This window comes from Streptomyces griseus, assembly GCF_001715295.1.
Classification (GTDB): domain Bacteria; phylum Actinomycetota; class Actinomycetes; order Streptomycetales; family Streptomycetaceae; genus Streptomyces; species Streptomyces griseus_G.
The window spans coordinates 1078051-1098443 of sequence record NZ_MDKB01000002.1 but is presented as its reverse complement, the minus strand read 5'-3'; the positions used below and the strand labels follow the sequence as shown (position 1 = coordinate 1098443).

Below are 20393 nucleotides of genomic sequence, written 5' to 3'. Positions count from 1 at the left end.
CCCGAAAGAGGGATTGACGACAAGTGCTCGACGTCAACTTCTTCGACGAGCTGCGGATCGGCCTTGCCACCGCGGACGACATCCGGACCTGGTCCCACGGCGAAGTGAAGAAGCCGGAGACCATCAACTACCGCACGCTCAAGCCCGAGAAGGACGGACTCTTCTGCGAGAAGATCTTCGGTCCGACCCGGGACTGGGAGTGCTACTGCGGCAAGTACAAGCGTGTCCGCTTCAAGGGCATCATCTGTGAGCGCTGTGGCGTCGAGGTCACGCGCGCCAAGGTGCGCCGTGAGCGCATGGGCCACATCGAGCTTGCCGCTCCCGTCACCCACATCTGGTACTTCAAGGGCGTCCCGTCGCGTCTGGGCTACCTGCTGGACCTCGCGCCGAAGGACCTCGAGAAGGTCATCTACTTCGCCGCGTACATGATCACGTTCGTCGACGAGGAGCGCCGCACGCGCGACCTCCCGTCGCTGGAGGCGCACGTCTCCGTCGAGCGTCAGCAGGTCGAGAACCGCCGCGACTCGGACCTCGAGAACCGCGCCAAGAAGCTCGAGACCGACCTGGCCGAGCTCGAGGCCGAGGGTGCCAAGGCCGACGTGCGCCGCAAGGTGCGCGAAGGTGCGGAGCGTGAGATGAAGCAGCTGCGCGACCGTGCGCAGCGCGAGATCGACCGTCTCGACGAGGTGTGGAGCCGCTTCAAGAACCTCAAGGTCCAGGACCTCGAGGGCGACGAGCTGCTCTACCGCGAGCTGCGTGACCGCTTCGGCACGTACTTCGACGGCTGCATGGGCGCCGCCGCGCTGCAGAAGCGCCTGGAGTCCTTCGACCTCGACGAGGAGGCCGAGCGCCTCCGCGAGATCATCCGCACCGGCAAGGGCCAGAAGAAGACCCGTGCGCTCAAGCGCCTCAAGGTCGTCTCCGCGTTCCTGCAGACCAGCAACAAGCCCAAGGGCATGGTGCTCGACTGCGTGCCGGTCATCCCGCCGGACCTGCGTCCGATGGTGCAGCTGGACGGTGGCCGCTTCGCGACCTCCGACCTGAACGACCTGTACCGCCGTGTGATCAACCGCAACAACCGCCTCAAGCGCCTTCTCGACCTCGGTGCCCCCGAGATCATCGTGAACAACGAGAAGCGGATGCTGCAGGAGGCCGTCGACGCGCTGTTCGACAACGGCCGCCGCGGTCGCCCGGTCACCGGTCCCGGTAACCGTCCCCTGAAGTCCCTCAGCGACATGCTGAAGGGCAAGCAGGGCCGTTTCCGCCAGAACCTCCTCGGCAAGCGCGTGGACTACTCCGCGCGTTCCGTGATCGTCGTCGGTCCGCAGCTCAAGCTGCACCAGTGCGGTCTGCCGAAGGCGATGGCGCTGGAGCTGTTCAAGCCGTTCGTGATGAAGCGCCTGGTGGACCTGAACCACGCGCAGAACATCAAGTCGGCCAAGCGCATGGTCGAGCGTGGCCGCACCGTCGTGTACGACGTCCTCGAAGAGGTCATCGCCGAGCACCCGGTGCTGCTGAACCGTGCGCCCACCCTGCACCGCCTGGGCATCCAGGCCTTCGAGCCGCAGCTGGTCGAGGGCAAGGCCATCCAGATCCACCCGCTCGTCTGCACCGCGTTCAACGCGGACTTCGACGGTGACCAGATGGCCGTGCACCTGCCGCTCTCCGCGGAGGCGCAGGCCGAGGCCCGCATCCTGATGCTGTCCTCGAACAACATCCTGAAGCCGGCCGACGGCCGTCCCGTCACCATGCCGACCCAGGACATGGTGCTGGGCCTCTTCTTCCTCACCACGGACGAGGAGGGCCGTGACGTCAAGGGCACGGACCGCTCCTTCGGCTCCACGGCCGAGGCGATCATGGCCTTCGACGCCCGCGAGCTGTCGCTCCAGGCCAAGGTCGACATCCGCTTCCCGGTGGGCACCATCCCGCCGCGTGGCTGGGTGCCGCCGGTCGCCGAGGAGGGCGAGCCCGAGTACCAGCCGGGGGACACCTTCCGGCTGCGTACGAGCCTGGGCCGCGCGCTCTTCAACGAGCTGCTGCCCGAGGACTACCCGTTCGTCGACTACTCGGTGGGCAAGAAGCAGCTCTCCGAGATCGTCAACGACCTGGCCGAGCGCTACCCCAAGGTGATCGTGGCGGCGACGCTCGACAACCTGAAGGCGGCCGGTTTCCACTGGGCGACCCGCTCCGGTGTGACCGTGGCCATCTCCGACGTCGTCGTGCCCGAGGCCAAGAAGGCCATCGTCAAGGGCTACGAGGAGCAGGACGAGAAGGTCCAGAAGCAGTACGAGCGCGGTCTGATCACCAAGGACGAGCGCACGCAGGAGCTCATCGCGATCTGGACCAAGGCGACCAACGAGGTCGCCGAGGCGATGAACGCGAACTTCCCGAAGACGAACCCCATCTTCATGATGGTCGACTCGGGTGCCCGAGGAAACATGATGCAGATGCGTCAGATCGCGGGTATGCGTGGTCTGGTGTCGAACGCGAAGAACGAGACCATCCCGCGTCCGATCAAGGCGTCCTTCCGTGAGGGCCTCACCGTTCTGGAGTACTTCATCTCCACGCACGGTGCCCGTAAGGGTCTGGCGGACACCGCCCTGCGTACCGCCGACTCGGGTTACCTGACCCGTCGTCTGGTGGACGTCTCGCAGGACGTGATCATCCGCGAGGAGGACTGCGGCACCGACCGCGGCCTCAAGCTGAAGATCGCCGTCAAGGGTGCCGACGGTGTCCTCCGCAAGACGGACGACGTCGAGACCTCGGTCTACGCCCGCATGCTCGCCGAGGACGTCGTCGTCGACGGCAAGGTCATCGCGCCTGCCAACGTCGACCTCGGTGACGTCCTGATCGACGCCCTGGTGGGCGCCGGCGTCGAGGAGGTCAAGACCCGCTCGGTCCTGACCTGTGAGTCCGCGGTCGGCACCTGTGCCTTCTGCTACGGACGCTCGCTCGCCACCGGCAAGCTGGTCGACATCGGTGAGGCGGTCGGCATCATCGCCGCCCAGTCCATCGGTGAGCCCGGTACCCAGCTGACGATGCGTACCTTCCACACCGGTGGTGTGGCCGGTGACGACATCACCCAGGGTCTGCCGCGTGTCGTCGAGCTCTTCGAGGCGCGGACGCCCAAGGGTGTCGCCCCGATCTCGGAGGCGGCGGGCCGCGTCCGTATCGAGGAGACCGAGAAGACCAAGAAGCTCGTCGTCACCCCGGACGACGGCAGCGAGGAGACGGCGTTCCCGATCTCCAAGCGTGCCCGTCTCCTGGTCGGCGAGGGCGACGCGGTCGAGGTGGGCCAGAAGCTCACCGTCGGTGCCACCAACCCGCACGACGTGCTGCGGATCCTCGGTCAGCGCGCGGTCCAGGTCCACCTGGTCGGCGAGGTCCAGAAGGTCTACAACTCGCAGGGTGTGTCGATCCACGACAAGCACATCGAGATCATCATCCGGCAGATGCTGCGCCGTGTGACGATCATCGAGTCCGGCGACGCGGAGCTGCTGCCGGGCGAGCTGGTCGAGCGGTCGAAGTTCGAGACCGAGAACCGTCGTGTGGTCACCGAGGGCGGACACCCCGCCTCCGGCCGTCCGCAGCTGATGGGTATCACCAAGGCCTCGCTGGCGACGGAATCCTGGCTGTCGGCCGCCTCCTTCCAGGAGACGACCCGAGTGCTGACGGACGCGGCGATCAACGCCAAGTCCGACTCGCTCATCGGCCTCAAGGAGAACGTCATCATCGGTAAGCTCATCCCGGCCGGTACGGGTCTGTCCCGCTACCGCAACATCCGGGTGGAGCCGACCGAGGAGGCCAAGGCCGCGATGTACTCGGCCGTCGGCTACGACGACATCGACTACTCGCCGTTCGGCACGGGCTCCGGCCAGGCCGTTCCGCTGGAGGACTACGACTACGGTCCGTACAACCAGTAGCAGTGAGTGAGAAGGGCGCCCACCCCCGGCGAGTACCGTGCACGGGGTGGGCGCCCTTCTGCGTGCGCGCGCCGGGCCGGCCGCCCCGGACGCGGGTCAGCGCATGATCTCCCACACGGCGAGGACGAGGGCGGCGGTCGCGGTGAGCGCGCCGATGCTCGCCAGCGGCCAGCGGGAACGTTCCAGCGTGTCGAGGCGGGCCTCGTGGTCGGCCAGCTGCTTGTCGGTCTGGTCGCTGCGCTGCACCAGGAGCGCCAGCTGGCCGTCCGCGCGGGCGAAGCCGGCCTCCAGGCTGCCGCGCAGGCGTTCCAGCTCCAGGGCCACGGCGACGGCGTTGCCCGGGTCAGTCTCGGTCATGGGCGGCTCCGGTGGTGTCGGTCCCGGGCGGTTCGGTGCGGAGCCACGCCGGGAGAAGGGCCTGCAGCCCGGGTACGGCCATGACGCGGGTCAGCGCCCCCGCGACGGCCAGGGCCCCGGCGACCCGGGGCAGGGTCGCCGGAAGTCCGGACGCGTCGACAAGCGCGGGCAGAAGCACGGCAAGCGCGAGGGCGGTCTGGACCACGGTGCGGGCGGTACGGCGGGCGGCGTCGGACATGGCTGGGGACTCCTCACTTCGTGTACGGGACCTTGAGGGCGTTCCAGGAGGTACGCCCCGGCACGCCGTCGGCGTCGGCGCCCCGGAAGCCGAGCTTGCGCTGCCAGGCGGCGTACGACCGGGCGTCCGCCTCGGTCCAGCGGGGGCCCGGCCCGACGGCGTAGGACGAGCAGCCCTCGGCGACGAGCCTGCGGCCCATGGCGGTGATCAGGGGGGAGCTGGTGCGTCCGGTGAAGAAGGAGGCCCCGGGGAACGGCTGGTAGCGGGGGGCGGTGCTCCCGCCGGACGGCTTGCCCGCGGAGGCACCGCTCGCCGGGCCGGCGAGCCGGGTGGCGATGCGGTCCCGCAGGGACGGCATGGTGAAGCCGCGCGGATCGACCTTCCAGTCGGACCACTCCAGGTGGCCGATGACACTGCGCGCGGTCCAGCCGTGGGCCCGGCAGACGGCCGCCGAGACGCGTTCGATCGCGTCGAGCTGGGCGGCCGGCCAGGGGTCCTCGCCGTCGCCGAGGTTGACGCACTCGAAGCCGTAGAAGCGGGCGTTGCCGTCGACGGACCCGGCACTGCCCTCGTGTTCGTGCGGGGCGGGCGGCCGGTCGCCGTAGTCCTCCGCGATCACCCGGTCGAGCACGGCGGGATCGCCGCCGCCGGCGTGGTTGGCCCGCCCGTTGCCGACCAGGTGGACGGTGCCGGCCTTGTCGATCACACCGTGGCAGAGCGGTCCCGGCAACGCGGCGTAGCCGTTGTAGCAGAGCTCGACGGAGGCGTCGGTGCCGCTGCTGACGGTGTGGTGGATCATCACGCCGTTCAGCGGGCCCCAGGCGCCCACGTGGTTGCGGTTGTGGGTGCGCCAGCTCCCGTACTCGACGACGTCGACGCCTTCGGCGCGCAACGCGGCGAGCAGCTGGTCGGCGGTGAGAGGTGTGGCCATGGGCGGTGTTCCTTCCGGTAGGGGTACGCGAAGGGGCCCCCCGCCGGGTGACGCGGGGCCCCTGGGGAGGGCGGGGTCAGGAGAGCGCCGCCCAGATGGCGTTGGAGTCGGCGACGACGCTGCTGGTGCTGAAGGAGGTGGGCAGCGCGGTCTGGCCGGTGGTGCTCAGACGGCCGTGGCGGATGAACGCGTTGGGCATCCGGGCGCTGCCTGCCGGTGCTTCGCCCATGCTGGCGCCGCGGGCGAAGCCAGGGCCGCTGTTGGCGGGGCTCGGTCCGTTGACGACGAGACCCACCCAGTAGTTGCCGGGTACCGCGTTGTAGGCGGTGGGCAGCGGGCAGATCACCGTCTTGCCTTCCGTCGCGGGGATGAGCGTGGAGAGGGACGCGGTCAGCCCGACCCGGGCACCGGAGCTGGTGTAGAGACCGGCGTAGGAGGAGGCGGCGAGCGCGCTGTTCCCGGCGTACCCGGCGACGTAGAACACGATGTTCTTCACCGTGGTGGGCGCGTGCAGCGGGATGCCGATGAGGTACACCCAGCCGTTGATGCAGTACTGCACCGAGTTCGCCGAGGACGTCGCGGGGTCGAACGCCCAGCCGCTGAATCCCACGGACGACGGGGACCAGGTGCCCGCCGAGGAGACCGCGTCCACGTAACCGCGCCGGGTCAGCTGGTCGGCGGTGGTCGGGGCGGCCGTCGTGGAGGGCGGGGTGACGAACGTCTTGGCGCCCGCGATGCTCTGGGCCCCCGTGAGCAGTACGCCCTCGCCCGCCGGTACGGCCGCCACGTCCGACGCGGCGAGGGTGACCTGGCCGGTCAGGCCGTTGACCGAGGTGACGGGGGCGCCGTCGAGTGCCAGGTAGCGGGCGTCGCCCGCCGCCTGGGTCAGGGCGCCGAGGTCGTTCGCGGTCAGCAGGACCTCACCGGTCTTGCCGTTGACGGAGGCGACGGCTCCGCCGCCCGCCGGGAGCTGGGCGGCCGGGACCAGCCCGTCGGCGCCGAGCGTGGCGACACCGCCGGGCGCTCCCGCCGCCGTGGAGGCGAGGGCCGAGACGTCCGCCGCGCCCAGCAGGATGTCGGCCTCGGTGTGTCCGTTGACGGAGTGCACCGCACCGGCCGGCCCGGCGGGTCCCTGCGGGCCGAGTTCGCCGGCGGGTCCCGGCGGCCCCGGCACGGCCACGTACTGCGGTGTGCCCGGATCGGCCGGAGCGATGTCGGCGAGGTCCACGGCGGGGACGGCGGCGGCCAGCGCGATCTGGTACGTGCGTCCGCCGCGGGCGAGCCCGGCGAGCTTCTCCGTGACGGTGTACGTCCACGCGGTCGGATTCCACCCCGGGGCGTCGGTGGCGGGCAGGACGACGCTGAGCCTGCCCTCGGCGTCCAGCGTGGTCCGGGTCGGGCCGCCCAGGAAGAGGTCCTCCTCGGCGTGGGTGAGGAGCGCCGGGGGCCGGAATTCGACGGTGCCGCTCATCGGGCGGCCGTCGGGGGTCATGTAGCGGGCGGTGACGGTGACGGTGGGAATGTTTTCAGGCAGCACGCGGGTGCCCTCCTCGGTGGTTGATGGGATGGCCGTCCGGTCCGGCGGGTGTCAGGACTGGATGCCGTACAGGGCGAGCGGCCGGCAGCGCAGGGTGTCCCCGGTGGCCGCGACCCTGGCCTGGATCTCGAAGGTGACCGTGGCGCCGAAGGCGGCGGGCAGCCGCTCGGTGAGGACCAGCCCGTTTCCCGGCCCGCCCGCCGCCCCGAGCGGGACGCCGTCGACGAGCAGCCGCACCTCGGCGCCCGTACTGCCCTCGGCGGCGATCACGCAGTGCAGCCGGGGGTGCTGGACCATGCCGGGACCCCGGTAGAGCGTCGTCCAGGCGGTCGATCCGGTGGACTCCCAGCGCGCCGCGTCGGCCGGGCCGGGCAGCGGGTACGGGATGTAGGGGCGGGCCAGGCCGCCGTGTCCGGCGTCGTCGGCGACGACCACGTTGCCCCGGCGGTCGAGGATCTGGACCGGCTGGACGGGCAGGGTGTCCGGGGCCGCCGTCCACACGGTCAGGGCCAGGGAGCCGTCGTCGCGGCGTACGACGAAGCCCTGCTGCGGGTCGTTCTCGCCCCGGTCCGGCTGGACCCGGCCGAGGTACAGCAGGTCCTCGTCACCGGAGGTGCGTACGCGCAGCCGGCCCTGGTCGCCGATGACGACCTCGCCGCCCATGATCTGGTTCAGCGCCGGCGTGGTGTTGGCACTGCCCATCAGCTCCCTGACCTGGCGTTCCAGTGCGCGGATACGGTCGAGGAGATCGGTGGGGATGATCGCCACGGGTCACACTCCTTCCAGGTAGAGGACGGCGGTCTCGGCTTTGGTGCGCTGCGGCGGGGTGACGGCCATGCCGACGATCCGGTACTGCGTGTCGAGCCCTTCGTGATGCCACAGGTCGTGGATGCGCAGCCGGACCCGGGCGCCCAGGAGCGCCGGGGTGATCCGCCCGTCCAGCAGCACCGTGAGTTCCGGGATGACCTCCGGACGGCCCTGCCGGGCCAGTTCGGCGCGGGCGAGCGAACGCAGGGTGGCCTCGTCCGTGACCCCGCCGTGGTCGGAGGTGATCTCCAGACGCGGCCAGCCGTTCTCCAGATCCTCGGCGGACTCCTCGCTCACGGTCAGCGGCTGGGACTCCTGGGACTGGTCGGTGTTGGCCGTCTCGCCCCGTGCCACCCAGACGTTCGCCTGCACGGTGGAGTCCGTCGGCAGGCTGTAGGTGAGGATCTGGCCCGGGTGGTCCAGCACGATGTCCGCGTGTCCTGTGCGGATCTGCGGGTGACCCAGCTGGAGCCGCTTGACCCGGCGGCCCTCCGCGTCCCGGTAGCAGTGGATGCGCCACTCGAAGCCGTCGCTCAGCTGACCGAGCTTGTCGAGCAGTTCCCGGATCCGGGCGAGCGCGGAGTAGGCGTAGGAGAAGTCCCGGACCACTCCCGACCGGTCGTGCCCGGGGCTGATCCCGATGTCGCCGCCCGGCTGTTCCTGGGCGTGATTGATCAGGCTGCGCGCGATGTCGAACTGGTCCATGCCGGTGCCCGTGAGGTCGTGGGCGAGGATGCGGTGGTCCAGGTACGAGTCGAACGTGCCGGCCTGGAACTGCACCATCAGCCGGCCCTGCTCGTCCGAGACAGGTGTGCAGGTCCAGAGGATCCCGCCCCACCAGATGTCGCCGTCGCGCTCCAGCCAGACCGCGGTGCGGCCGGGCTGGAGCGCCGCCCGCGCCCGGGCGGCCAGGGCGCCCTCGGGCAGCGGGACGTTGGCGGTGAGTGATCCGGGCTTGCCTATGTAGTCGTCGAACTTGGTCTCCGTGAGCGGCAGCACGTCCAGCAGGCGGTCGGTGCGCAGGTCGCAGAAGAGCGCCCGGTAGACGGGCGTGGTGACGGATGCGGTCATCGGCTGCCTCACACGAGCGGGTCGACGCGGACGAAACGGTTGTCGAACCAGCCCGGGTTGCTGGTTGCCGACGTGCAGTAGGCGGCGACCGCCGTGTAGACGGCGCCGGCCTGGAGTCCTGTGACGCGGTGGGTGGCGGACACCGAGGTCAGGGCCTTGGACCCGACCGTCGCCGAGCGGACCTCGTGCGCGCCGACGACCAGCACCCCGTCCTTGCGGATGTTGGCGCCCATGCGGCTCCACTGGCCGTCGACCCCGGTGTTCCCCATGAAGCCCACGGTCACCAGGACCGCTCCCGTCACCGGCACGGTGAAGGTGGCGGTGATCGTGGGGCCGGTCGTGCCGGTCACCGCCTCCACCCAGTCGGTGGTGGCGCAGTACCCGCCGTCGGTGTTGTACGCGTACGCGGTGGACGGGACGGCCGGCCGCCAGACGGTGCCGTCCCAGCGCTGGAGCCGCCCGGCCTCGTCGCGGTACTGGCCGGTGTACTCGCCCGCCGCGAGCGCGCCCTGCGGGGCGATGCCGCCGGTCTGGCGCGGGTAGTTCGCCCAGCGGGTTCCGTCCCACCGCTGGAGGGCGGCCGAGGTGTCGCGGTACTGGCCCGGGTATCCGCCGGGCGTCTCGCGGTTCCAGGAGTCGGCGAGGATGCCGCCGACGGCCACCGTCGACACGCGCAGGTCGTACACGGCGTCGGCCCAGGCGATGCCCCCCGTACCCACCGAGGCGCCCGCCGGTACGTGGACCCGGGCGAGGGGGAGCGAGGCGTCCGGGAGCAGCGGCGGCTGGGGGGTCGCCTCCGCCTTGCCGACGACGACCTCCAGAACCGCTTCCGTACGGCCTTCGCCGTCGAACTGGTTGTCGTACACGCGGAGGACGACCAGGTCGATGCGCGGGTTGGACGCGTCTCCGTCCTCGAAGGTCACCTCGGTGTAGTCGGTGAGGACGACCGGGTAGGCGCCGGCGGGTGCCAGGCCCTGGATCACGGCGCGGCCCGGTGCGACGGTGGCCTTCATCCCGGCGCTCTCGCCGAAGACGTAGAGACCGGACATCAGGTACCTGCCGTCGGCGGAACCCGGGATCACGCCGCTGGTGCTGGTCAGCGCGCCGCTCGGGGCCATGGTGCCGACGGGGGCGAGCCGGGTGTCGGACCGGGACTGACCGGTCACGGTGTCGGTGCGGTTCACGAGCCAGGCACTGCGTACGGGCATCTCTTCCTCCTGTGGTGATGGGGTGTCGGGCGTGGCCTGCGGGGGTCACCAGTGGGCGTCACGCCAGCGCAGGGTGACCGAGGCCCGGGGGTCGGGGGTGGCGTCGTCGGAGCGGAAGGCGAGCTCCGTGGTGCCCGGCGGCAGCTGGAACAGCTGCTCGGGCACCGAGGTGGGGGACGCGGTGTAGAGCCGGGAAGCGGTGGCGTTGAGCAGCACCGTGCCGGACTCGGTGTCCACCGTCAGTACGTCCTGGGGGCCCAGGACGATGTCGTACTGGAGCTGCCGGCCGTCGCCGAGCCGGGTCAGCGCGGGGCGCCGGAGCGGGCCGCGGAACTCGATCACCGGGTGGGCCGCCGCCGCGCCCTCGTTGACGGCGGTGCAGGTGCCGGCGGTACCGGTCGTCCCCCACTCCAGCGGCCATTCGAGCCCCATCCCGCCGGCCCCGGGCTGGTCCGGCCAGACCAGGCCCGGCTCCATGACGGGCAGCGAGGCCTGCGCCTCCCGGAGGACGACCCCGAACCGGCGCGGGTCGGTGGCGGTCCACTGGAGGCTGGTCCTGGCCGCGCCGTGCACCACGAAGGACCGGTCCTGCGGTACGACGCGGCGGCTGACCCTGGCCCGGACGGCCAGGGTCTCGCCGTGCAGCCGCACGGCCAGCCACTGCTCGCCGCCGTCGGCGCCGGTGGCGGCGCGGAAGGCGGAGACGACCCCGAGGGCCTGCCCGGTGGTGCGGGGCAGCAGCCAGACGGAGGCGCCGACGAGCCGGGGCTGCGCCCAGCGGGCACCGGGCCAGGCGCCGTGCTGGTCGGGACGGGTGATGTCACCGGTGTCCAGCACCGGCAGGTCGTCCCAGCCGGTGATGCCGGTGCGGTCGATCTCGTACGGCGTGCCGGGGCCCATCAGCAGTCCGGCCCACTGGATCTGCCCGTCGCGGGTGATCAGTGAGCCGGGTGCGGTCTCCTGGGCGTATGCGGTTGTGTTCTCGGCCATGAGGGGCCGTCACCTCGCTTCAGTCGTGGGGCGGAGGAGTGCTCATGCCGCAGCCCCGTGCAGGAACAGCAGGTCGGTGGCGACGGCGAGCGGGCCGTTGCCCTCGGTGGCGTGGTAGGCGCGCAGCCGGGCCCGGTCCGGTGAGCCGGCGGGGCGTGTGCTCCGGGGCGTGGCTTCGGCGGGGCGCAGCCGGCTGAGGGCGGACAGTGGCAGCACGGGGGAGGCGGTGCCCGGCCCGGCGGGCTGGACAATGCCACCTTCGGCGAGCTGGGGGATCTTGGGCAGGTCGACTCCGAACTTCTTGCCGAAGAAGCTGAAGCTGAGCTTGTTCAGGCCGTCGATGACCCAGTTGGCGAAGTGGATCAGTGCCTTGACCGGTCCGGTGACGGCCGCCATGACGCCCTGCATGCCTGTGCTGAGGAAGCGGCCGATGCCGTCGAGGGTCCTGGACATGGCGTCCTTGACCCGGGTGAACATGCCCGGGATCTTCCGGGTGATCCAGTCCAGGACGGGCTGGATCACCGTGCGGAAGCCGCCCCACGCCCGCCTGATGAGGCCGGACACGGCGTTGGTCGCGGAGGTGACGGAGCTTCGGGTGCCGCTGAAGTCCCTGGACAGGAGGGCGCCCACGACGGCCAGGACGGTGGTGACGACGGCGAAGGCGACCTTGAAGTAGGTCGAGATCACGGTGGCGTACACCTTGACCACGGGGCCGAGGAATTTCCAGATGGTCTGGAACACCTTGAGGACCTGGTCGAAGACCTGCTTCATGATCTTCTGGCCGGTCTCCGAGCTGAGCGCGTACTCGATGAGGTAGCCGGCCAGCGGGCTGACCAGGCCGAGGACGAACCCGAGCGGGTTGGCCCGCATGGCGACGTTGACGGCGGTCATCGCACCGGAGGCGACGGTGAGCGCGCCCCCGAAGAAGCCCATGAGCTTGGACACCGTGCCCGAACCCTTGCCCAGCACGCCGACGACTCCGCTGAACGCGGCACCTTCGGTGGCGAGGGAGTTGAGGGGCGCGACGGTGCCGCGGGCCTTGGTGCTGCCGGTGCGGAGCTGGGTCGCCGTACGGCCGGCGGTCCGGCCCGTCTTGGTGAGGGACTTCCCGGCCGCGTCCGCCCTGGTCTTCATCTGCCGGAGCTGGGTGCCGGCGGAGGTGGCGGAACCCTTGATCCGGTCGGCGGCGGTTCCGGCCCGGCCGATGCTCTGCGCGGCTGACCGCAGGGCCTGTGAGGAACCGGTGAGTCGGGAGCGGAAGGTGCTCAGCGCCCCGGCGACTCCCGCGAGCGGGTCCGCGCCGGCACGGATCGCCGCGGCGCTCATCCGCGCGCCTTGGACAGGAACAGCAGGGCGGCGGCCGTCTCCTGGAGGTCGGCCGTGGACGCCTCGTAGTAGTTCTCGATCTGGAAACCGGAGACGGCTCCGGCCGTGGCGTTGACCGAGTCGGCCCTGGCCCGGCGGGCGGTGTGCCGCAGCAGTCTGTCCAGCTTGGACAGCGGCAGCACGGCCTCGGCCTCACCGGCCTCGGCGACGATGGCGTGCACACCGCCGTTACGCGGTGCCACGATGCCGCCGGCCGCCAGCTGCGGGATCTTCGGCAGGCTGATGCCGAAGGTCTTGCCGCCGACCCCGGGGACCCAGCCGGGGATCGAGACCTTGATGCGGTTGAGGCTGCCGATCGCGGAGTTGATGAGCCGGATCACGGCGTTGATCGGACCCTTCACCGCGCCGGTGATCTTGTCGAAGGCTCGCTTGGCGATGCCCTGCAGCCCGCCCCAGATGCTGGACAGCTTCTCCTTGACCTTGCTGAAGGCCTTGGGGATGACGTCGCGGATCCAGTTGATGACGGGTGTGATGATCTTCTTGATGCCGTTCCAGACGCTGGAGATCACCCTCTTGACGGCGTTCATCACCGTCGTGATGATCTTCTTCCAGGCGTTGAAGTAGGTCGTGACGACCTTGGCGACGGCCTTGATGACGACGGTGATCGCCTTCTTGATGCCGTTCCAGACCGTCTTGATCAGCGCGCCGGCCTTCTTCATGATCGGCCCGACGGCCTTCATGACCGAGCTGATGACCTTCTTGATGGCGGCGAAGGCGACCTTGAGGACCTTCTGCATGGTTTTCGAGCGGGTGGCCATCTCGACCACTTTCTCGATCAGCGGGGCGAGCAGGGAGAGCAACTGGCCGACGAGGTTGCCCTTCATCGACTTGTTGAGCCCCTTCATGCCCTTGGACGCCTTGTCGGCCCCGGACTTGAACTTCCCGACCTGGCTGCCGCTCTTCTGACCGGTCCTGCCGGCCTTGGACATCGAGCGCTCGGCCTTGTCGGCGGCGCCCTGGATGTTGGTGAGTGCGCGGGCGGAGGTCTGGGCGGAGGTCTTGAGCTTCTTGATTTCGCGATCGCTCGCCGTCACCTTGCCCTGGAGGCTGCCGGCGGCTTTGCCAGCGGCGTCGGCCTGGGTCTTGAATTTCTTGAGGGAATCCGTGGCTCTGCCGAGAGAGCTTACGAGAGACATGATTCATCCAATCCTGTGAGACGATTTCTCCTTCTTCAGGATCGGCTCGTCAGCTGAGGGCCCTGGCCAGAGAATTGATCCGCGATTCGAGGGCTCGTATCTGGGCCGCCGCGTCACTGAGCTTCTTGGGGTCATTTGCCGCGACGCCCGGCTGAGCGGCTGCCGTTCTCAGCGTGCCGCTCTGGCGGGCGTGCTGCCGGTTGATTCCGTCGATGCGGGTGTGCGCGGATTTCGCCAGGCGGGTCGCGGTGCCGAGGTCCGCGTGCATGGTGCCGAGCTGACGTCCGAGGGCCTGCTTCGTCCGTGTGAGCTGCTCGCCGAGTTCGCGAGCGTAACGCTGCGCGCCGCGGGCCGTCTGCTGAGCCAGCTCCACCTCCCGTGCGTCGGCCACGCGGTCCGGTGGCGATCCCCCGGAGCCGTTTCCGCTGTCCTCGTCGTCGCTCTGTGCAGTGGTACGGCGTTGCGCTCGTCCCGCTACACCGAGCCGGGAGCTCTCGATTCCTTTGACCCAGGGAAACTCGTAGATCTGGGCACCGGCCAAGGTGATACCGCTAGGGGTGACCGCGAGCGCTTCCATATCCCATTTGAAGGCTTGGTTACTGAAGTACTCCAGCTGATTGGACGCATTGACGATCTTGGCTCCGTCTTCCGTGAACGGAAGTCCGGACAGGTGCGCCTCGCCGTATCCCGGGGTCGAATGATTATCGGCGATTTCCTTCCGGACCGTTTCCAGGTCCGACGTCCACGTTTCCCGCTGATTCTGTCCCTGGTCTGCCAGTTGGTCCCGGAGTGCGGAGATCTGGCGGATTGCCTCTTCGTGCTTCTGGTCAGTTTGCAGCTGAAGCTTCTTGAAATCTTCTTTGGTCGGGTTTCCGGTCATCCCGTTCAGCCTTTCCTCGGTCACGTGCCATGCCAGGGTTCTGTGCGCAGGAAGTCCCTCTGTGGCTGCGGATTCTTTTCCGCGACCCGGGGAGTCAGGTGTTACCGCTGGTACCTTCTCTCTCGTCGCACTGGTGCCGAGTCATCCGGCGCTCCGGCTGACGCGGGTGCTCCCCGGCGTCCCCGCAGAGAGCCCCGGGACATTCGTCCGGTCCGGTGCCCTGCCCGCAGACGGCCGCAGTTGCTACATTCCTTGCGTGCTGCAGTCACCCCTCGCCGCTTCCGGTACCGTCGCCGTCCTCCCGCATGCACTGCTCCTGCTGGGGGCTGCGGGGGCCCTCGGCTACCTCGGCTGGCAATCCCTGGTCCTGCGGATCAGAGGAGTGCGTGCCACCGGCGTGTGTGTGAAGCACACGTACCGTGAGCGAGGCATCAGGGTCGTGGTGAGGTTCAGCACCCCGGCCGGTGGCACGCACACATGCCTGGGGTCTCCGTCGCCGGTCGCCGGGGCCCGGATCGGTGCGGACGTCGAGGTCGTCTACGACCCGCGAAAACCTGACAACGCCGAGGTCCCACCGATCAGTGTGGGTACGGGGTTCTCGCTCCTGACCATCGCGTCGCTCGTGGCGGTGGCGGGAGTCTGGCTTCTGGTCTGGATCGCTTTCTTCTGACGCGCCCGGTCGCGAGGAGACCGGATCACGAGAAGAAACGCAGCAGTTCGGCCGGACTGGGGCCTGAGGCCTCTTCCGCGCCCCCCGCTTCCTGACCGGTGCCGCCCGTGTCCACGGCGTCTTCGGCAGAGCCCCCCGGCCTCGGCACCGGCACCGGCGGTTCCGGAGGTTCCGAGTCCTCGTCCGTGTTGACGGAGGCGAACATCCAGTTGGCGGCGGCGAGATGGTCCACCGCTGCGGCCAGCAGGTAGTCCGTCACCGTCCATTCGGCGCCGTCGCCGTGGAGTTCCTGGGCGATGGCGCTGTCGCGTGGCAGGTGCTTGATGAGCACCGCGAGCCGGCGGGAGGTCAGCCGGCCGCGGTGCCGGTCGAGCAGATCCACGCCGTAGTGCCGCAGCAGGTCGGCTTCGAGTGCCTCGGCGTGTTCTTCGGCGAACGCGTCGAGGCTCAGCCTTCCCCCAGGCCGAGCCCGGTCTCCTTGCCGTACGCCTCCAGGATCGCGGCGATGTCCTGCATGGTGATGTCGTGCTGCTCGAAGCGCGCGAACTGCTCCTCGCCCAGCAGGAGTTTCAGCAGCCCGTCGACGTCGTTGTCGTCGAGGGAGCGGAGCGCCCTGGCGGTGGTGCGGCCGAGTTCGGTGGGCAGTTCGAAGGTGTCGTCGTCCAGGTCGAAGGACCAGGAGCGGCCGAGCGCCTCCATGCGCTGGGCGCGGGCGGCGTTGACGTCGAATGAAGCCATGGGTGGGGTGTCTCCTTACGCGGTGGTGTGGGCGGGGGTGCCGGGCGGGGCCGGGGTGGGCCGGCCCCGCCCGGCGTTGATCAGGCGCCGGCCGGCACCGTGTAGGCGGCGTCCTTCATCACGAAGGTGGCGAGCGCCTGGTTGTCGCCCGGCGAGAGGGCGGTGAACGTGACACCGAGCATCGCGGCGGCCTTGCGGGCCAGCTTGATGTCGTCGGTCGCCGTCACCTGGCCGCGCGGGATGACGAAGCGGTAGGTGACCGCCGAGCCGTCGGTGAACTCCAGGCCGAGCGCGCGCTCGTCGAAGGTCGGGCCGTCCGGCACGTCGAACTGGACGATGTCCGGCTTGGTCGCGTCCCGGCGGATGTCCGACGCGGCACCGCCGAGGAAGAACGGCAGCGTGTCCTCGTTGAACTGCAGCATCGAGAACTTCAGCGTCAGGTCACGGTCCGCGTAGACGAACCGGGCCGGGCTGATCGACTGCCACGTCTCGACCGGGTCCAGCTTGTCCTTCTTGGAGAAGGTCACCCCGTCCGTGGAGGTGTAGCCGAGGTCGGTCCACTCCGTGCCCCAGTCGGCGGACGGGTCGTCGGTGAACGCGGCCGGGAGAGGCGCGTTGATGTTCGCGACGAGGACGCGGCCGGTGCCGGCTACGCGGATCTCGGACGAGTTGTTGCCTGCCATGGATGACTCCTTGGAAAGGGATTTCGGTGGGTGGTGGTGCCTGCCGTGGGTACGGCGAAGGCCCCGCCGGTGGCGGGGCCTTGTCTGTGGGGCGCCTGTTCGCGCCGGGGCCGGGCGGCCTGAGCGCCCGGATGCTGGTGCCGGTGACTCAGCCGATGCGCAGGGAGACCCGCAGCACGGTGAGGTAGCGGTTGGCCGCCGGGTACAGGTACTCCGGCAGCCAGCGCGGGCCGTCGGACTCGACCACATCGGTGATCACGACGTTCGTGCCGTACGTCCGGCCGACCGCCGAGAGCAGTTCGGCGCGGGCGGAGTTCGCGAGGCGGTGCGCCGTCGCCTTGTCCGGCCCGTAGGCCTCCAGCTCGATGAGCGGCTGGTCCAGGTGCAGGTCGTCGATCCAGGCGCCGCCGCGCCGGCTGACGATCACTGCCTGCTGGGTTCCGTCGAAGCCGGGCGGCGGGGTCTCGTCCACGACCGCGTCCGCGAGGTCCGGGCGGTCGGAGAGGAGCTCCACGACGATGGCCTCCACGTCGGGGAAGGTGCTGGGAGGTGAACTCATGACGGGGCATCACTCCTGTTCGTGGCTGGCTGCCGACGGGCGTACGGGCAGGGGAACGGCGGAGCCGCGTCCCGGAGGGAGGGTGGGCGCAGCTCCGCCGCTGCACCAACTGTGACGCATAACGTGCGTGCGCGCAACCACTTAGTGCGAGTCGGCAACTTCGGGGGCCGTGCAACTCCCGCATGGGTGGGGGCGGGTGCGTTACTCTGCGACTATCGAACAGGCATTCGAAAGGTGGCGGTTCTGAAGCACGGAGCGCCGTTACTGGGCGTGCGGAACGAGGGAATGGAACGGGTGTGGACGGGAGCGCGATGGTGATCAGTGCCCAGGAGCGGCTGGCCGATGTCATGGCCGCCGTGGTCGAAGTGGCCGCCGAGTCGGGGGAGTCGGGTACGTACACCGCCGACGTCGCCCGGACGCTCACCGCCGTGGTCAGCAAGGTCGGGGCGAGAGTCGCCGTGGAGGCGGAGACGCGGGGGTTCCGCAGCGGCTGGGGTGAGGCGGTGGCCCTGACCGCCGGCGGCAAGGACGACGGGGCCCAGGTGCTCCGGATGCAGCCCGCGCCCGAGACGTAGACGGAAAAGGAGGGGGCGGCCCGAACGGGCCGCCCCCTCCTTCCGTCTCCTGTGACTGTTTCAGCCGGCCGTACGTGGCCTGCGCCGCGCGTCCCGCTCCGCGGCGAAGACGTCCTCCAGCCGGAACAGCTGGGCCCGGCCCTGCTTTCCCGCGGGGGAGAGGCGTCCCAGCTGGACCCACTTGCGGATCGTCGCCGGGGTCACGCCCGCCTCCTCGGCGGCCAGTGCGCCGGTCAGCAGGGTCGCCGCCGTCATCGGCGCACCTCCAGATCGGCGGTGTCCACCGTCGCGCCGGTGAGTTCCGCGAAGTCTCCGCCGGATTCCGCCGCCAGCCGCGCCCAGGCGTCTTCGCTCCAGGCGTGCCGGTGGGCCGGGTCCGTACGGCAGTCGCAGTCCCGGTCGGTGCACCGGCAGGACGGGTTGACGCACAGCACCGACCGCCGGGCGGGGAAGGCGCGCAGGGAGACCGAGTCGCACCACGGGCAGCGGCCGCGGACCCGTACCACCGGCTCGGCGGCGCCCAGCGCGCGCGTGCAGCGCCTCGCCATTCTGCGGACCTCGTCCCGGATGTGGGCCGTGAGCAGCGCGTCCTCGCTCGCCTGCCGGAGCAGCGCGGCGACCCGGAGCAACCGCTCGGCCACCTGGGCGCGGCGCGGGCGCGGCAGGCGGAGCCGGTCGTGCACGGCCTCGTCGAGCTCGACCACGCCGTCGGTGATGTCCCGAACGGCGTCGGAGACGTGCAGGCGCAAGGGTGCCGTGGCCGGGCCGGACGGCGTGAGGCCGTGCAGCTGTTCGGCCCGCAGGGCCTCCTCCCGCTCGACGCGGGTGCGGCCCGCCGGGGCGGTCGGCCTCGCACCGCCCTGCGGCGGTGCGGAGGGGGAACGGCTGCTCGGCGCCAGCTCGCCGAGCAGCTCCGGGAACTGCCGCAACAGCAGTTCGATCCAGAGCATGGCGTCACGGACGGTCCTGTCGGTCTTCTCGTCTTCGGCGCGTGTGGTCATGGGCGGTCCCTTCTCCCCGGCGCGAGTAGTTGCGTGCACGCACGCTGCCATGTTGCGCGCTCGCTCGCAAGCCAAAAGGGAGGGATCGGCCTGCCTTTATGTCGACAGAACCCTCACAAACGAGACGACGTGACGGGGTAATTCCGTGCGCGCAAGCGCGATACGCTGAGATTCGCTTCGGAGGGAGGCGACGCTCATGACCACAGACGAGCTCGACCGCTTCGCGACCTGGATCGAAGAGCTGATCCGTCGCCGCGGCTTCGACATCGACAGTCCACGCGGTGGCGGAAAATCCCGCCTCGCCGACGAGGCCGGAGTCCATCGGGCGGCCATCACGCGACTGCTCCAGCGCCAGAGCATGCCGGACCTGGAGACCACCCGCAGGCTGGCCCAGGTGCTCCAGGTCCCGGTACGCGACATGCTCATCCAGTCCGGCAGGCTCACCGAGGACGACCTGCCGCTGCCGTCGGTGGGCCAGGCCCCTGCGGGCGGACGGCGCCTCACTCTGGAGGAGGCGGCGGACGGGCTGGGGGTCGCGGCGGACCAGCGGGAGATGTTCATCAGGATCGCCGGCCAGTTCCTACCCCCGGAAGCCGTCGGCTCCTCCCCCCGGGACCGGACGCCGCTCGCCTCCGACTGAAGCTCCCGGACTCCTTCGCCGCGTTCCCCCGTCGGCCGGGCTCCACCTCCCCGCCTCCTGTCGGCCCCGGCGTCCGTCGCCAGGCCCGGTACGCGCCCCCCGCCCTGGTGTCCGGCGCCGGACTTTCCGTTCCGGCCCCGCGAGTGGATCATGAGACGTCCCCGGCGGAACCGCCTCCGGGAGTGGCCCGTAAGCTGGCTCGGCCTGTCCCCCAGCAGGCATGCGCGCAGCGGTGACGCACGCCACCGCCGGTGTACGGGGTTCGGGTCGGACGGGGATGGGGGGTGCACGTGGCCGGGCGTGACGGGCGACCCCGGGTTCCGGCCGCAGAGCCCGTCACGGGCGACTCCCCCGAAGAGGGCGCGGCGGCGGACGCCCCGACCGGTGCCGCGGTGCCCGCGGACTCCCTTGCGCAGGACGTACCTCCCGCCGGTCACGGGGCGGGCGCGGCGGCCACCTCCGACGGCGGCGGTTCTCCCCCCGTCCCGGACACGCTGTCCGGACTCCTCGCGGTGGTGGGCCGGCACCTCGAGAGCCACGCACCGGACGAGATCATGGTGCTGCTGCGGGAGGAGATGGAGCGACGCGAACTGCGCGCCTACTCCAGCGGCTGGAGCGATGCCGCCGCTCACTACGAACCCGCGCTCCACGAGGCGAGGGCCGCCGGTGGACGTACGTTACGGCTGGTGAGGGACGCGGTCGGCCAGGCGGCGGTGATACCTCTGCGGCAGCAGGACCGGAACGCGGCCGAGCCCCGTACGGACGACAGGGCCCGGGGCGGCAGCGGTGCGGACGGACGGACCGCAGCACCCCGGCCCGAGGGCGAAGGTGAGCGGGCCGACCGGCCCCCGGCCCCCGCTCCCACCCTGGTCCCCAAGAGCCGGAGTTCCCGGGTGCCCACGATCCCGCGACTGCGCCCGTCCCGCCGCCCGGCCGGAGGCGCGACCCCGGTCTCCCCGGACGGCGAGCCGCTGTGACACGGGCCCGGGCGCGTACCGTGACCGGTCTGCGGCGGCGGTCGGCGGCGTCGGCCGAGGTCCTCGGTCCGGGTCCCTGTCCGGGT

At 70.6% G+C, this 20393-nt stretch carries 22 protein-coding genes; 5 read left to right on the top strand and 17 right to left on the bottom strand.

What is annotated here, in order from left to right; genetic code table 11:
* The first annotated feature begins 23 nt into the window (after nucleotides 1–23).
* On the top strand, nucleotides 24–3923 hold the full coding sequence (locus tag BA175_RS11460; RefSeq protein ID WP_069171188.1) for a DNA-directed RNA polymerase subunit beta': 3900 nt from the start codon (nucleotides 24–26) through the stop codon (nucleotides 3921–3923).
* Nucleotides 3924–4019: 96 nt separating this feature from the next.
* On the opposite strand, the gene BA175_RS11455 is transcribed toward BA175_RS11460, so the two are convergent.
* The 11 genes from BA175_RS11455 to BA175_RS11405 all read right to left on the bottom strand — a co-directional run bounded on the left by BA175_RS11455 (nucleotide 4020) and on the right by BA175_RS11405 (nucleotide 14464).
* Complete coding sequence (locus tag BA175_RS11455) at nucleotides 4020–4280, bottom strand: hypothetical protein (protein ID WP_069171187.1); 261 nt, start codon at nucleotides 4278–4280, stop codon at nucleotides 4020–4022.
* Nucleotides 4267–4518, bottom strand: coding sequence for a hypothetical protein (locus BA175_RS11450; RefSeq protein WP_069171186.1), 252 nt, complete (start codon nucleotides 4516–4518; stop codon nucleotides 4267–4269). The genes BA175_RS11455 and BA175_RS11450 overlap by 14 nt, the downstream gene beginning before the upstream one ends.
* A 13-nt stretch (nucleotides 4519–4531) precedes the next feature.
* Nucleotides 4532–5449, bottom strand: a complete 918-nt coding sequence (locus BA175_RS11445; protein WP_069171185.1) for a peptidoglycan-binding protein — start codon at nucleotides 5447–5449, stop codon at nucleotides 4532–4534.
* A 76-nt stretch (nucleotides 5450–5525) separates the two neighbouring features.
* The gene (locus BA175_RS11440; protein WP_069171184.1) at nucleotides 5526–6986 is read right to left on the bottom strand and encodes a phage tail protein; all 1461 of its coding nucleotides are present in this window, start codon (nucleotides 6984–6986) and stop codon (nucleotides 5526–5528) included.
* Nucleotides 6987–7037: 51 nt separating this feature from the next.
* Nucleotides 7038–7754, bottom strand: a complete 717-nt coding sequence (locus tag BA175_RS11435) for a hypothetical protein (RefSeq protein WP_069171183.1) — start codon at nucleotides 7752–7754, stop codon at nucleotides 7038–7040.
* A gap of 3 nt (nucleotides 7755–7757) precedes the next feature.
* Nucleotides 7758–8864, bottom strand: coding sequence for a hypothetical protein (locus BA175_RS11430; RefSeq protein ID WP_069171182.1), 1107 nt, complete (start codon nucleotides 8862–8864; stop codon nucleotides 7758–7760).
* A gap of 8 nt (nucleotides 8865–8872) precedes the next feature.
* On the bottom strand, nucleotides 8873–10072 hold the full coding sequence (locus BA175_RS11425) for a hypothetical protein (RefSeq protein WP_069171181.1): 1200 nt from the start codon (nucleotides 10070–10072) through the stop codon (nucleotides 8873–8875).
* Between the two features lie 45 nt (nucleotides 10073–10117).
* A complete protein-coding gene (locus tag BA175_RS11420; protein WP_069171180.1) occupies nucleotides 10118–11062 on the bottom strand; it encodes a phage tail family protein in 945 nt (314 codons plus the stop codon).
* Between the two features lie 42 nt (nucleotides 11063–11104).
* A complete protein-coding gene (locus BA175_RS11415; protein WP_069171179.1) occupies nucleotides 11105–12388 on the bottom strand; it encodes a tape-measure protein in 1284 nt (427 codons plus the stop codon).
* Nucleotides 12385–13584, bottom strand: coding sequence for a phage tail protein (locus tag BA175_RS11410; protein WP_069171178.1), 1200 nt, complete (start codon nucleotides 13582–13584; stop codon nucleotides 12385–12387). Before BA175_RS11410 ends, BA175_RS11415 begins: the two co-directional genes overlap by 4 nt.
* Nucleotides 13585–13633: 49 nt before the next feature.
* On the bottom strand, nucleotides 13634–14464 hold the full coding sequence (locus BA175_RS11405; protein ID WP_069171177.1) for a hypothetical protein: 831 nt from the start codon (nucleotides 14462–14464) through the stop codon (nucleotides 13634–13636).
* Between the two features lie 256 nt (nucleotides 14465–14720).
* Between BA175_RS11405 and BA175_RS11400 the strand changes: the two genes are divergently transcribed.
* Nucleotides 14721–15134 (top strand): DUF3592 domain-containing protein, encoded by a 414-nt coding sequence (locus BA175_RS11400; protein ID WP_069171176.1) that lies wholly within the window; start codon nucleotides 14721–14723, stop codon nucleotides 15132–15134.
* Nucleotides 15135–15159: 25 nt separating this feature from the next.
* Here the strand turns inward: BA175_RS11400 and BA175_RS11395 are convergent, their stop codons facing one another.
* From BA175_RS11395 to BA175_RS11380, 4 genes are all read right to left on the bottom strand, one after another.
* Nucleotides 15160–15516 (bottom strand): hypothetical protein, encoded by a 357-nt coding sequence (locus BA175_RS11395; protein ID WP_069171175.1) that lies wholly within the window; start codon nucleotides 15514–15516, stop codon nucleotides 15160–15162.
* Nucleotides 15517–15581: 65 nt separating this feature from the next.
* The gene (locus tag BA175_RS11390; protein WP_069171174.1) at nucleotides 15582–15872 is read right to left on the bottom strand and encodes a hypothetical protein; all 291 of its coding nucleotides are present in this window, start codon (nucleotides 15870–15872) and stop codon (nucleotides 15582–15584) included.
* Between the two features lie 80 nt (nucleotides 15873–15952).
* Entirely contained in the window at nucleotides 15953–16555 is a 603-nt protein-coding gene (locus BA175_RS11385; protein WP_069171173.1) for a phage tail protein, read from the bottom strand.
* A 148-nt stretch (nucleotides 16556–16703) separates the two neighbouring features.
* A complete protein-coding gene (locus tag BA175_RS11380) occupies nucleotides 16704–17114 on the bottom strand; it encodes a hypothetical protein (RefSeq protein ID WP_069171172.1) in 411 nt (136 codons plus the stop codon).
* Nucleotides 17115–17410: 296 nt separating this feature from the next.
* On the opposite strand from BA175_RS11380, the gene BA175_RS11375 reads away from it, so the two are divergent.
* Nucleotides 17411–17689, top strand: coding sequence for a hypothetical protein (locus tag BA175_RS11375; protein ID WP_254667853.1), 279 nt, complete (start codon nucleotides 17411–17413; stop codon nucleotides 17687–17689).
* A 60-nt stretch (nucleotides 17690–17749) separates the two neighbouring features.
* Here the strand turns inward: BA175_RS11375 and BA175_RS11370 are convergent, their stop codons facing one another.
* Complete coding sequence (locus BA175_RS11370) at nucleotides 17750–17944, bottom strand: hypothetical protein (protein ID WP_069171171.1); 195 nt, start codon at nucleotides 17942–17944, stop codon at nucleotides 17750–17752.
* Nucleotides 17941–18690 (bottom strand): hypothetical protein, encoded by a 750-nt coding sequence (locus BA175_RS11365; protein WP_069171170.1) that lies wholly within the window; start codon nucleotides 18688–18690, stop codon nucleotides 17941–17943. Before BA175_RS11365 ends, BA175_RS11370 begins: the two co-directional genes overlap by 4 nt.
* A 196-nt stretch (nucleotides 18691–18886) precedes the next feature.
* Here BA175_RS11365 and BA175_RS11360 point away from each other — a divergent pair, with 196 nt between their 5' ends.
* The gene (locus BA175_RS11360; protein ID WP_069171169.1) at nucleotides 18887–19330 is read left to right on the top strand and encodes a helix-turn-helix domain-containing protein; all 444 of its coding nucleotides are present in this window, start codon (nucleotides 18887–18889) and stop codon (nucleotides 19328–19330) included.
* A 290-nt stretch (nucleotides 19331–19620) separates the two neighbouring features.
* Entirely contained in the window at nucleotides 19621–20307 is a 687-nt protein-coding gene (locus BA175_RS11355) for a hypothetical protein (protein ID WP_139131384.1), read from the top strand.
* Nucleotides 20308–20393: the final 86 nt, after the last annotated feature.

Bases quoted from the DNA above. Each gene is read 5' to 3' on its own strand.
- BA175_RS11455 (WP_069171187.1), bottom strand. From the start codon at position 4,280: ATGACCGAGACTGACCCGGGCAACGCCGTCGCCGTGGCCCTGGAGCTG.
- BA175_RS11450 (WP_069171186.1), bottom strand. From the start codon at position 4,518: ATGTCCGACGCCGCCCGCCGTACCGCCCGCACCGTGGTCCAGACCGCC.
- BA175_RS11445 (WP_069171185.1), bottom strand. From the start codon at position 5,449: ATGGCCACACCTCTCACCGCCGACCAGCTGCTCGCCGCGTTGCGCGCC.
- BA175_RS11430 (WP_069171182.1), bottom strand. From the start codon at position 8,864: ATGACCGCATCCGTCACCACGCCCGTCTACCGGGCGCTCTTCTGCGAC.
- BA175_RS11425 (WP_069171181.1), bottom strand. From the start codon at position 10,072: ATGCCCGTACGCAGTGCCTGGCTCGTGAACCGCACCGACACCGTGACC.
- BA175_RS11420 (WP_069171180.1), bottom strand. From the start codon at position 11,062: ATGGCCGAGAACACAACCGCATACGCCCAGGAGACCGCACCCGGCTCA.
- BA175_RS11415 (WP_069171179.1), bottom strand. From the start codon at position 12,388: ATGAGCGCCGCGGCGATCCGTGCCGGCGCGGACCCGCTCGCGGGAGTC.
- BA175_RS11410 (WP_069171178.1), bottom strand. From the start codon at position 13,584: ATGTCTCTCGTAAGCTCTCTCGGCAGAGCCACGGATTCCCTCAAGAAA.
- BA175_RS11405 (WP_069171177.1), bottom strand. From the start codon at position 14,464: ATGACCGGAAACCCGACCAAAGAAGATTTCAAGAAGCTTCAGCTGCAA.
- BA175_RS11390 (WP_069171174.1), bottom strand. From the start codon at position 15,872: ATGGCTTCATTCGACGTCAACGCCGCCCGCGCCCAGCGCATGGAGGCG.
- BA175_RS11385 (WP_069171173.1), bottom strand. From the start codon at position 16,555: ATGGCAGGCAACAACTCGTCCGAGATCCGCGTAGCCGGCACCGGCCGC.
- BA175_RS11380 (WP_069171172.1), bottom strand. From the start codon at position 17,114: ATGAGTTCACCTCCCAGCACCTTCCCCGACGTGGAGGCCATCGTCGTG.
- BA175_RS11370 (WP_069171171.1), bottom strand. From the start codon at position 17,944: ATGACGGCGGCGACCCTGCTGACCGGCGCACTGGCCGCCGAGGAGGCG.
- BA175_RS11365 (WP_069171170.1), bottom strand. From the start codon at position 18,690: ATGACCACACGCGCCGAAGACGAGAAGACCGACAGGACCGTCCGTGAC.
- BA175_RS11360 (WP_069171169.1), top strand. From the start codon at position 18,887: ATGACCACAGACGAGCTCGACCGCTTCGCGACCTGGATCGAAGAGCTG.